Here is an 11643-nt window from a genome sequence, read left to right as displayed (position 1 = left end):
GACCTAGAGAATATCGAGCCCGTCGCAGCGTATCTGCACGGGCTCGCTCTTTTTCAGGGCAGCTAGCGAGGCCTTGATGGAGCGCAAGTGGTGGGTGAGTTTGGCTCCCACGGCATAGGGGAAGAAGATAATGGCTCGATAGAGGTCGCTGTCGGCCTCCCCCTCGTAGTAGCCGGTTGAATCGGCCAGGGGCATAGGGCCATTGACACGGGCCTCATCGGGCAGGGTAATAGCCTCCAAAAAGACCTGAACGGCACGCTCACTACCGGTAATGGCGGCGGTGCGGACGGCCGGGGGCAGGCCAATCTCGGCACGCTCGTCCATTTCCCAGAGGGCAAAGCCCATGGGGTCCCAGCGCACCAGGGCTTCAAGAGCTGCCGAGGGGCTGGCGGTGGTGACGACGCGGCCACCCACGGCAAAGGAGCGCACCAGGGCTGCCGCGTTCAACCAGCGCCGAAGGGCGGTTTCGGGGGCGCGCAGAGAGTCGAACTGAAGCATCCGGTCGGCATCAAGCAGCAGGGCGGCCGCATAACCGCCCTCAGCTACCGGTTCGCCGCCGGGGGTGGCGATGACCAGGGCCGGTTCTGGGCCGATACTGGTTTTGATGTTCTCGCCGCTAGAGGTGATCACCGGGACGCCTGGGAATGCCCGACCCAGTTCTTCTGCGGTTCGCAGGGCACCGGCGATACCGGTACGCCAGCGGTTATACCCGCAGTCGAGACAGTGCCAGTGGTGGGCCAGGTGGCCGCACCAGCCGCACTGGGGGGCACTTCCCCCGGCGGGCTGGGCCAGGGGGCCGCGACAGTTATCGCAGCGGGCGGGCATGCGGCAGCGCTGGCAGGCCAGGGCGGGGATGTAGCCGGCACGGGCCACTTGGATCAGCACGGGCCCCGTGGCGAGGGCGTCCTTGGCTACGGCGAAAGCCTGGTGGGGTATGCGGGCAATCGCTGCCAGGGGGTCACGGGCAAGCTGATAGTCGTCGCCGGTGGGCATGACCCGGGGAGTAAAAGACCTGACCAAGGCCCTATCTGCCCCCAGGAAGCTAGCCCAGCGGGTGCGGACCAGGCGGGCAGCCTCACTAGAGACCGCATAGCCCATGAAGAGGGCCGCCGTCTTTTCGAGGGTGGCCCGCAACAAAAGAACGTCACGGGCCTGGCAGTAGGGGGCTCGCTGTTCAATCAGGGAAGAGTCCCCGTCGTCCCAGCAGGCCACCAGACCCAGGTTGGCTACGGGAGCGTAGGCGGCTGAACGAGTACCGATCACGATACGCACCTGGCCGCTTTGGGCTTTCAGATAACTGCGGTAGCGGGGGGTGGGCTTATCGTTGGCGGTCAACCGCACGAAGGCGCTCTCGTCTACGAGCTCTTCGAGGGCGGCTGTGAGCCGGTCAAGGCTCTTATGGTCTGGCACCACGGCTAGGGCTCCCCTGCCGGTGGAGGCGGTAGCTACCAGGGCGGACGCCAGCAGCTGCTCCCAGCTCCGTTCAGGATGGGAGGGTAGCACGGCCATCACCGCCCGGGCCTGATGGCCGGCGAGCAGGTCCTCACAGAACTCTGCCCCATGGGCGTAGTCGGAGAAGCCGGTGAGGTCGGGGCAGTCTGGAATGGGCGCTTCGGCCGGGTCTTCGGACTCTATAAAAGCTTTCTCAACGCTAGCGACCCGCGGGGGTACAGCCAGGCGAAGCACATCGGAAACCAGCCCCGCGTAGCGCTCCGCTAGGGCATCGGTTAACTCAAAGACTTCAGGGGTAACAACAGGCAGGGGCGAAATCACCTTGTGCAGGGGTACCAGGCGGGCGGGGGCGTCCGAATGTTCTACCCGCTCCCGCAGCCAGCCGGTGACCTCTCTTCCCCCGAACTTAACCCTCACCCGTACCCCGGGCTGGGCCTCTTCATCAAGAGCCGCTGGCACCCGGTAGTCAAAGAGCCTATCGAGGTGGGGCACGTGGGTGTCGATGTGCACGCGGGCAATCGGCAGCTGCACCGCAGCGTCCTCGGCTGCCGTGGAGCCGACCAGGTGCGCATCGGGTATGTCGAATCCCTGCAACAAATCTGGTTGCAGGGATTCGGGGGTGGGTGCCGTTGTCATACAGACATTTTAGCTTAGAGGCCTACAGCCGCCTTGAGTTCGTTGACGCGGTTGGTGCGCTCCCAGGTGAACTCGCGCTCTTCGCGGCCGAAGTGGCCGTTGGCTGCGGTCTTGGCGTAGATAGGACGGCGCAGCTCCAGGTCGCGAATGATGGCCAGCGGGCGCAGGTCGAAGACCTCGCGGATAGCCTCTTCGATCTTGAAGATTTCGACCTTTTCGGTACCGAAGGTTTCAACGTATATACCGACGGGGGCAGCCTGACCAATAGCGTAGGCGACCTGAACCTCGGCACGGTCGGCGAGGCCGGCAGCAACGATGTTCTTGGCAACCCAGCGCATGGCGTAGGCGGCAGAACGGTCAACCTTGGAGGGGTCCTTGCCTGAGAAGGCACCACCACCGTGACGGGCCATGCCACCGTAGGTATCCACAATAATCTTGCGACCGGTCAGACCTGCATCACCCACGGGGCCACCCTGAACGAAGCGGCCTGCGGGGTTGATGATGAACTTGGCCTGAGACGAGTCAAAGTCGAAGCTGGCCAGAACCGGCTCAATCACGTACTGCTGAATATCGGCTGAAAGCTGGTCGAGATCGTAGTCTGCGGTGTGCTGGGTTGAGACCACAACGGTATCGATCATGACGGGCTTGAAGTTCTCGTCGTAGCCCAGGGTCACCTGGGTCTTACCGTCGGGGCGCAGATTGGGCAGGGTGCCGTCCTTGCGCACCTTGGTCAGCTGCTCCGCCAGGCGGTGGGCAACGTAAATGGGGGCGGGCATGAGCACTTCGGTCTCGTTGGTGGCGTAACCGAACATGATGCCCTGGTCTCCTGCGCCCTGGCGATCCAGGTCGTCGGCTGCGGTGCCCCGGCGGGCTTCGAGGGAGTTGTAAACACCCGAGTTAATGTCGGGTGACTGCTCGCCAATCGATACAGATACGCCACAGAATTCGCCGTCGAAGCCGTGGGTGGATGAGTTGTAGCCGATGTCGAGGATGGTCTTACGCACGATGCTGGGGATGTCGACGTAACCGTTAGTGGTCACCTCACCCGCTACGTGCACCTGGCCGGTGTTGACCAGGGTTTCAACCGCTACGTTTGAGAGCGGGTCAACGGTCAGTAGGGCATCCAGGATTGAGTCAGAGATCTGGTCACAAATCTTGTCGGGGTGGCCCTCGGTCACGGACTCACTGGTGAATAAACGAAGATGATTATTTTCAGTCACGGTTTTTACTGTACTTCTCTCGGCCCGGTGGGGCTACTTGGTGAATGATTGTTGAATTCTTGCGCTATATGACGAAGTATTACGCGGGAGACGTCGAGCTTACTGCCCTGGAGGGTTACCTCGCGGTCATTCTGGCCCGAGAGCAGGGTAATAGTGTTGCTATCTGCCCCAAACCCCTGGGTTTCGCTCACGGTGTTCACCGCCAGGTAGTCGCAGCGCTTGCGCGCCAGCTTGGCGCGGCCGTAGTCGAGCGGGCTGGTGGTAGCATCCCCGGTCTCGGCGGCAAAACCAACGATGGTGTGGGGTGCTCGCTGCGGGTTTTCCTCGCGGTAAAGTACGGCTTCTTTGAGGACGTCGGGGTTGCGCACCAGCCTAATCACGGGGTCTTGGCCGGGGTCGTCCGTCTTTTTAATCTTGGCGTCCGCGTACTCTGCCGGCCTGAAGTCAGCCACCGCCGCGGTCATAATCAGGACGTCGGTGGCTGCCAGGTGCTCAAACACGGCTTCGCGTAGCTGCAGGGCACTCGATACCCGGGTGACCCGGTGCAGGTTATCCGGTATCTCGACCTCCACATGGGCTGCAATGAGGTGTACCTGGGCGCCGAGCTCGGTAGCAGCAGTAGCAAGGGCGATGCCCTGCTTGCCCGAGGACCGGTTGCCCAAGAAGCGTACCGGGTCAAGGGCTTCACGGGTACCGCCGGCTGTAATGAGCAGGCGCTGCCCAGCTAGGGGCAGCTCACCTGCCTCAACCGACCGACCCTCCCCCGCGGCGTCCTGATCCCAGCCCAAAAGGGCTAGAGCCTGGGCATATATATCCTCGGGTTCAGGTAGGCGCCCCACACCGGAGTCGGGGCCGGTCAGACGGCCCACGGCAGGCTCGATCACGTGGTAGCCGTAGGATTTCAGGGTCGCTACGTTGGCCTGGGTAGCCGGGTGCTCCCACATCTGGGTGTGCATCGCCGGCGCTAAAATGACCGGGGCGTGAGTGGTCAGCACGGTTGCGGTCAGCAGGTCGTTAGCCCGCCCAGCCGCTAAACGAGCCATGAGGTCGGCTGTCGCCGGGGCAACGATTACAGCGTCAGCCTGCTCAGCCTGCCGCACATGATTGACCTCGGGAACCCGCTCAAAAACATCCACCGATACGGGGTTGCCGCTCAGGGCTTCAAGAGTAGGCTGCCCCACAAACTTGAGGGCAGCTTCGGTGGGCACGGCTATAACCTCGTGCCCGGCTTTACCAAAAAGACGAAGGAGCATTGCCGCCTTATAGGCAGCAATGCCCCCTCCAATGCCAATAACAACTCGCATGAGCTACTGCAGATTAGGCCTGATCTGCGTCTTCAGCGTCAACGTACTCAACGAAAGGCTCGTCGATGTAGAAATCGCCACCGGCCAGGAAGGCGCTGGGCTCATCCTCGTGCAGCAGGGTGCCGTTTTCATCGAACTGGCCATCAGCAATATGGCGGGCCTCAATCAGGCCTTCGTTGATTTCACGCATAGCCACAGAGAGCGACTTCTCGTTGGGCTCAGAATCTACCAGGGGGCCTACGTGATCGTACAGGTTCTCGTGAAGCTGTGAGTAGTAGGCGTTAATCTGGCGAGCACGGCGAGCACCAAAAATCACCAGACCGTACTTCGACTCAGCTTTTTGGATCAGAGCGTCTGCGCTGGGATTGATGATACCTTCATCGTTGTGTGCGTTTGCCACGTAAGACTCCATCTTGACTGTGCTTGCTCACCACCGGGTCTACCGGTGGCATAAAACTCTACCTATACTATCGGTCAACCGTTTTTTTGTCACGCAAAAGGGCGGCGGTGCAGGGGTGATATTCCCCTAAACCGCCGCCCTAGCGACTCCCTGGCTTACTTGCGGTGAGCACCCATGAGGCGCACGATTTCTTCCGCCGCTTCTGCCACGGTTTCGTTGATGACGGTGTAATCAAACTCGGGCTCAGCAGCCAGCTCAATCTTGGCAGTATCGAGGCGGGCTTCCTGCTCCTGCGGTGACTCAGTTCCTCGACCAATAAGGCGGGAAACCAGTTCGTCCCAGCTGGGAGGGGCCAAGAAAATGAGCTGCGCTTCGGGCATGGCGTTGCGCACCTGGCGGGCGCCCTGCAGGTCGATTTCAAGTAGGACATGCTTACCGGCGTCGAGCTGCTTCTGCACCATGGAGCGGATCGTGCCGTACTTGTAGGAGTTGTGCACGGTGGCCCATTCCAGCATCTGGCGGTTCTCTACCATCGACTCAAACTCTTCGTCTGAGACGAAGTAGTAGTGCACGCCATCTTCTTCGCCCGGGCGGGGGTCGCGGGTAGTGGCGGAGACAGAGAACCACACCTCGGGGTAGTGCTCACGAATGTAAGCAGAAACGGTTCCCTTGCCAACGGCGGTGGGGCCAGCTAGCACGGTCAGTTTGGGTGTAGCGGTCTGTTCAGCCATGGTTTCCCTTATCGGTCGAGAAGATTGATGAGTGCCTTGCGCTGGTGGATACCAAGACCACGCAGACGGCGGGACGCAGCAATGTTCAGTTCGTTCAAAATGTTCTCGGTACGAACCTCGCCCACACCCGGCAGGGAGGTGAGCAGGTCGGTTACCTTCAGTCTAGCGACTGCTTCGTCAGTTTCGGCGCGCTTGAGAACTTCTGCGATAGTAATCTGCTTGTTCTTAACGGCGTCCTTGATTTCGGCGCGGGCGACCCGGGCCTTCTTAGCCTTGTCGCGGGCTGCTGCGCGCTGTTCTTCGGTCAGAGGCTGAAGAGGCATATTCTAATCCTTCTGTGCGAGATGCCGTGTGGGGCAAAAGGGGGTGGGGTGTGCTGGAATAAACAGGCAACCGAGCAGCTTCGCTCACTCTTGGGGGTTGTTGCTTATCTATTTGCGAACCAACAATTACAAAATAGCATGTCAGAAACGGTTATGGAAGATAGTTACCCGGCGGTAACCTTTTTTAAAGAAAAATGGTGGGAATTGTTTCAAATTCCCACCATTTTTGTTGGATTAGCCTCTAGCGAGCACTCAGGAGCTCGTCACGGGCCTTTTCGGCGGCTAGTCGCAGCCCAGGAGCGGACGGACCAGCAGCCAGCACACCGCGGCTTGAATTGACCAGCACCTGGCTCTCAATACCGGAAAATACGGTGTAGAGATCACGAGCCGTAGCTCCCTGAGCACCGAAACCCGGTGCCAGAATAGGGCCGTTGAAGGTTGAGAGGTCGATCTCTAGCTTCTTCAAGGCGTCTGCTACAGTTGCTCCTACCACCAGACCGCAGGGACCCATTGCCTCCCACTGGCGCTGATCGTTCTCAGCACGAGCTGCCTCAATAATGAGGGATGCCACCGATGAGCTTCCACCCACATGCTGAACTGTCTGGCCCTCGGGGTTCGAGGTCAGCGCCAGAACGAAGGTGCCCCGGTTATTGCGGTCAGCGAGGTCCAGAGCAGGGCGCAGGGACTCAAAACCCAGGTAGGGGCTCAGGGTCACGGAGTCGGCTCCCAGGGGGGAAGCCTCCCCTAGCCAGGCGTCCGCATAGGCTGCCATGGTCGAGCCGATATCGCCGCGCTTGGCGTCCGCAACCACCAGCACACCGGCGTCCGCAGCATCGCGCTGAAGTTGCTCCAGAGCGGCAAGACCCGCAGAGCCGTGGCGCTCAAAGAGCGCCACCTGGGGCTTGAGAGCTGCGGCTACCCGACCGCAGGCCTCAAGCACGGTCGAGGCAAAGGTGCTTAAGGACGCCGCGGTGTCGGGTAGCCCCCAGGCATCAAGGAGGGAGGGGTGGGGGTCTATGCCCACGCAAAGGGGGCCCTTCTCCCCCATGGCCGCAGCCAGGCGATCACCAAAACCGCGTGACATTAGGCCTCCCGGGCTTTCAGGGCAGCCTCGATGGAGGCGCCGTGTTCCTGCAGGCTCATGACGTCCCAGCTGTATTCGCGCAGGGCGTTAATACCCTGAACTGCTGCACCGAATTCAGAGACGGTGGTCATCACGGGGCAGCCTACCGAGGTAGCCGCAGCACGAATCTCGTAGCCATCACCGCGGGCCTGACCGCCAGAGGGGGTGTTGAAAATCAGGTCGATGTCGCCATCGCGCACCATATCGACGATGGAGCGCTCCCCGTCCTCGGTCTCTGCAATCTTGGGGACGACCAGGGACTCCACCCCGTTGCGGCGCAGAACGTCTGCGGTGCCACCGGTGGAGACAATCTCGAAGCCCAGCTGCTGCAGCATCTTCACGTAGATGATGGAGTTGCGCTTGTCGCGGTTAGCTACGGAGACGAAGACCTTACCCTCGGTCGGCAGCTTAGAACCGGCAGAGGCCTCAGCCTTGGCGAAAGCGGTGTCGAAGTGGCGGTCCAGGCCCATGACCTCACCGGTTGAGCGCATTTCGGGGCCGAGCAGGGAGTCAACCACGATACCCTCTGGGGTGCGGAAACGGCTAAAGGGCAGCACAGCTTCCTTGACTGCGATGGCGGTTTCGGCGGGCAGGGAGGCTCCGTCCATATTTGCGGGCAGGTAGCCTTCAGCCTTGAGGTCGGCAATGGTCTTACCGGTTCCAATCAGGGCCGCTGCCTTCGCCATCTGCACCCCGGTTGCCTTAGAAACAAAGGGCACGGTGCGAGAAGCGCGGGGGTTAGCCTCGATGACGTAGAGGATCTCAGAAGCTACAGCGAACTGAATGTTGATTAGACCGCGCACGCCCACGCCGGCGGCAATCTTGTGGGTTGCCTCCTTGACCTGCTCGATGACGTCCGGCCCCAGGGTAATGGGGGGCAGGGTGCAGGCAGAGTCGCCCGAGTGAATACCGGCTTCTTCGATGTGCTCCATGACGCCGCCCAGGTAGAGCTCTTCACCGTCAAAGAGGGCGTCGACGTCGATTTCGACGGCGTCCTCAAGGAACTTATCAATCAGTGCGGGCTGGGAGGGGGAAACCTCTGTGGCGTTCTCAAGATAGCGGGCCAGCTGGGCCTCTGAGTAGACAATTTCCATGCCGCGGCCACCCAGTACGTAGGAGGGGCGCACCAGCACGGGGTAGCCAATCTCGTCCGCAATCTTCTTAGCATTCTCGAAGGTGTAGGCGGTGCCGTTCTTGGGGGAAAGCAAACCAGCTTCTTCGAGCACACGGGAGAATTCGCCGCGGTCCTCGGCCAGGTCGATAGCCTCGGGTGATGTACCCAGAATCGGGATACCGGCTGCCTTAAGTTCCTGAGCAAGCTTGAGCGGGGTCTGACCGCCGAGCTGAACGAAGACGCCTAGCAGGCCACCAGTACGACGCTCAGCCTCAACGATTTCGAGCACGTCTTCCAGGGTGAGGGGCTCGAAGTAGAGGCGGGTAGAGATGTCGTAGTCGGTTGATACGGTCTCGGGGTTGCAGTTGACCATGACGGTCTCGTAACCGGCCTCGCGCAGCACCATGGAGGCGTGCACGCAGGAGTAGTCGAACTCGATACCCTGGCCGATGCGGTTGGGGCCGGAGCCCAGAATCATGATTGAGGGCTTCTCGTGGTGGGCTACCTCGTCCTCCTGGTCGTAGGAAGAGTAGTGGTAGGGGGTGAAGGCCTCAAACTCGGCGGCGCAGGTATCGACGGTCTTGAAGACGGGGCGGATGTTCAGGGCGTGGCGGATACCGCGCACCACTGCCTCGCTCATGCCGAGAATCTCACCGATCTGAGCGTCGGAGAAACCGTGACGCTTGGCCAGGCGCAGGGTGCGCTCGTCCAGGGTCTTAGAGGCGGCAATTTCTGCGGCAACCTCGTTGAGGAGCACCAGCTGGTCGAGGAACCAGGGGTCAATGGCGGTTGCATCGTACATCTGCTCGACGGTAGCACCAGCCAGCAGGGCTCGCTGGACCTGGAAAATACGGTCGGTGGTAGCGGTCTTGCTCTGCTCAATCAGGGCGGCCAGTTCGTCCGCACCGAGTTCGGGGTTGTCGAAGCGGAAGGTTGAGCCCTTCTGCTCCATGGAGCGCATGGCCTTCTGCAGGGCTTCGGTGAAGTTGCGGCCCAGGGCCATGGCCTCGCCCACCGACTTCATGGTGGTTGTCAGGGTGGGGTCTGCTGCCGGGAACTTCTCGAAGGCAAAGCGGGGAACCTTGACCACGACGTAGTCGAGGGTGGGTTCGAAGGATGCAGGGGTCTTCTGGGTGATGTCGTTGGGGATCTCGTCCAGGGTGTAGCCCAGGGAGAGCTTGGTGGCGATCTTTGCAATCGGGAAGCCGGTTGCCTTAGATGCCAGAGCGGACGAGCGGGACACGCGGGGGTTCATTTCGATGACGATGACGCGGCCGGTTGCCGGGTCGATGGCGAACTGGATGTTACAGCCGCCGGTGTCAACGCCGACCTCGCGAATCACGTTGATGGCGATGTCGCGAAGCTTCTGGTACTCGCGGTCGGTGAGGGTGAGGGCGGGAGCTACGGTGATGGAGTCACCGGTGTGGACGCCCACGGGGTCGAAATTTTCGATGGAGCAGACGACAACCACGTTATCGTTCTTATCTCGCATCATTTCCAGCTCGTATTCCTTCCAGCCCAGGATGGATTCTTCGAGCAGGACCTCGCTGGTGGGGCTGTACTGGATGCCGGCACCGGCGATGCGGTGCAGGTCTTCTTCGTTGTAGGCCATGCCCGAGCCCAGGCCGCCCATGGTGAAGGAGGGGCGCACGACCATGGGGTAGCCCAGTTCCTTGGCGGCTTCGAGGGCTTCTTCCATGGTGTGCACGATGACGGAGCGGGCAGATTCGCCGCCTGCACGCTCGACGACGCCCTTGAAGGCCTCGCGGTCTTCGCCCAGGTTGATAGCTTCGATGTTGGCGCCGATGAGCTCTACGCCGTACTTGTCGAGAATGCCCTGCTCATCGAGGGAGATAGCCGCGTTGAGGGCGGTCTGACCACCGAGGGTGGGCAGAATGGCGTCGGGCTTTTCCTTGGCAATAATCTTTTCGATGACCTCGGGGGTAATCGGTTCGATGTAGGTGGCGTCGGCGAACTCGGGGTCGGTCATGATGGTGGCCGGGTTGGAGTTGACCAGAATGACGCGCACGCCTTCTTCTTTGAGAACGCGCAGGGCCTGGGTGCCCGAGTAGTCGAATTCGGCGGCCTGACCAATGACGATCGGGCCAGAACCGATGACGAGGATTGAGTTGAGATCGTTACGCTTCGGCATGGTTCGGTGTCCTTAGTTCTTCTTCTCGAGCATGAGATCGATGAAACGGTCAAAGAGGTAGGCAGCGTCGTGGGGGCCAGCGGCTGCTTCGGGGTGGTACTGCACCGAGAAGGCGGGGATGTCGAGGCAGCGGAGGCCTTCGACCACCTGGTCGTTGATGCCCACGTGGGAGACTTCGACTCGGCCGAATTCTTCGTTGGGGGCAGTGACGGCGCCGTCCAGCGGGGCATCTACGGCGAAGCCGTGGTTCTGGGCGGTGATTTCTACCTTGCCGGTGGTGCGGTCCATGACGGGCTGGTTGATACCGCGGTGGCCGAAGGGCAGCTTGTAGGTGCCGAAGCCCAAGGCGCGGCCCAGCAGCTGGTTGCCGAAGCAGATACCGAAGAAGGGGGTGCCGGTGCGCAGGACGGACTGCAGGAGCTGAACCTGGTCGTCCGCGGTTGCGGGGTCGCCGGGGCCGTTGGAGAAGAAGACACCATCGGGGTTGAGGGCGGTGATGTCTTCGAGGGTGGCGGTTGCGGGCAGCACGTGCACGCGGACGCCGCGCTCGGCAAAGCGCTTCGGGGTCATGGCCTTGATACCCAGGTCGAGGGCAACCAGGGTAGCCTTGATGTCGCCCTCCCAGCCCTGGTCAGCGGGTTCTACGATGTAGGCCTCTTCGATAGAAACTGAATCAGCCAGTTTCTGGCCCTTCATTTCGGCTGCTGCCTGTACCTGGGCAACCAGGTCTGCCAGGGGAAGCTCGGCGTCTGCACCGGTGAAGATACCGGCGCGCATGGAACCGGCACTACGCAGGTGGCGGGTCAGGGCGCGGGTGTCGATGCCCTGGATGCCGACGATTCCCTGCTCTACCAGTTCCTCGTCGAGGGAACGCTCTGAGCGCCAGTTGGAGGGGCGGCGGGCGGCGTCGCGCACGGCGTAGCCTGCAACCCAGATTTTGCGGGATTCGGCGTCCTCGGTGTTAACGCCGGTGTTGCCGATATGGGGTGCGGTCTGAACCACAATCTGCCCCGCGTAGGAGGGGTCGGTCAGGGTTTCCTGGTAGCCGGTCATGCCGGTTGAGAAGACCGCTTCGCCAAGGGTCTTGCCGGTAGCGCCGTAGCTTTCGCCGCGGTAGAAGGTACCGTCTTCAAGGACGAGTACTGCTGCACGTGGGGTGGGTGCTGGGTGGGACATTCACACACTTCC

The 11643-nt window shown here is 61.5% G+C and carries 9 protein-coding genes; all 9 read right to left on the bottom strand.

Features of this window, described 5'->3' with window-relative positions; genetic code table 11:
* Nucleotides 1-3: 3 nt before the first annotated feature.
* On the bottom strand, nt 4-2088 hold the full coding sequence (locus tag L6963_RS08515; protein ID WP_237206605.1) for a primosomal protein N': 2085 nt from the start codon (nt 2086-2088) through the stop codon (nt 4-6).
* Between the two features lie 14 nt (nt 2089-2102).
* Nucleotides 2103-3308, bottom strand: coding sequence for a methionine adenosyltransferase (gene metK, locus L6963_RS08510; RefSeq protein ID WP_237206604.1), 1206 nt, complete (start codon nt 3306-3308; stop codon nt 2103-2105).
* A 5-nt stretch (nt 3309-3313) separates the two neighbouring features.
* Complete coding sequence (coaBC, locus tag L6963_RS08505) at nt 3314-4612, bottom strand: bifunctional phosphopantothenoylcysteine decarboxylase/phosphopantothenate--cysteine ligase CoaBC (protein ID WP_237206603.1); 1299 nt, start codon at nt 4610-4612, stop codon at nt 3314-3316.
* A gap of 13 nt (nt 4613-4625) precedes the next feature.
* Complete coding sequence (gene rpoZ / locus L6963_RS08500; RefSeq protein WP_237206602.1) at nt 4626-5012, bottom strand: DNA-directed RNA polymerase subunit omega; 387 nt, start codon at nt 5010-5012, stop codon at nt 4626-4628.
* 155 nt (nt 5013-5167) lie between these two features.
* Complete coding sequence (gene gmk, locus L6963_RS08495) at nt 5168-5743, bottom strand: guanylate kinase (protein ID WP_237206601.1); 576 nt, start codon at nt 5741-5743, stop codon at nt 5168-5170.
* Nucleotides 5744-5751: 8 nt separating this feature from the next.
* Nucleotides 5752-6066 (bottom strand): integration host factor, actinobacterial type, encoded by a 315-nt coding sequence (gene mihF / locus L6963_RS08490; protein WP_237205257.1) that lies wholly within the window; start codon nt 6064-6066, stop codon nt 5752-5754.
* Between the two features lie 241 nt (nt 6067-6307).
* Nucleotides 6308-7150: an orotidine-5'-phosphate decarboxylase gene (gene pyrF, locus L6963_RS08485; protein WP_237205258.1), complete on the bottom strand. Its 843-nt coding sequence runs from the start codon at nt 7148-7150 to the stop codon at nt 6308-6310.
* Nucleotides 7150-10455 carry a carbamoyl-phosphate synthase large subunit gene (gene carB / locus L6963_RS08480; RefSeq protein WP_237206600.1) on the bottom strand — a complete coding sequence of 1102 codons (3306 nt, stop codon included), beginning with the start codon at nt 10453-10455 and terminating at the stop codon, nt 7150-7152. The genes pyrF and carB overlap by 1 nt, the downstream gene beginning before the upstream one ends.
* Nucleotides 10456-10467: 12 nt before the next feature.
* Nucleotides 10468-11631: a glutamine-hydrolyzing carbamoyl-phosphate synthase small subunit gene (gene carA / locus L6963_RS08475; protein WP_237206599.1), complete on the bottom strand. Its 1164-nt coding sequence runs from the start codon at nt 11629-11631 to the stop codon at nt 10468-10470.
* Nucleotides 11632-11643: the final 12 nt, after the last annotated feature.

Origin of the sequence: Rothia nasimurium (genome assembly GCF_928392795.1) — a bacterium.
GTDB classification, from domain to species: Bacteria; Actinomycetota; Actinomycetes; order Actinomycetales; family Micrococcaceae; genus Rothia; species Rothia nasimurium_F.
Note: the sequence above shows the minus strand (reverse complement) of the source record. Positions and strands in the feature narration are given on the sequence as shown.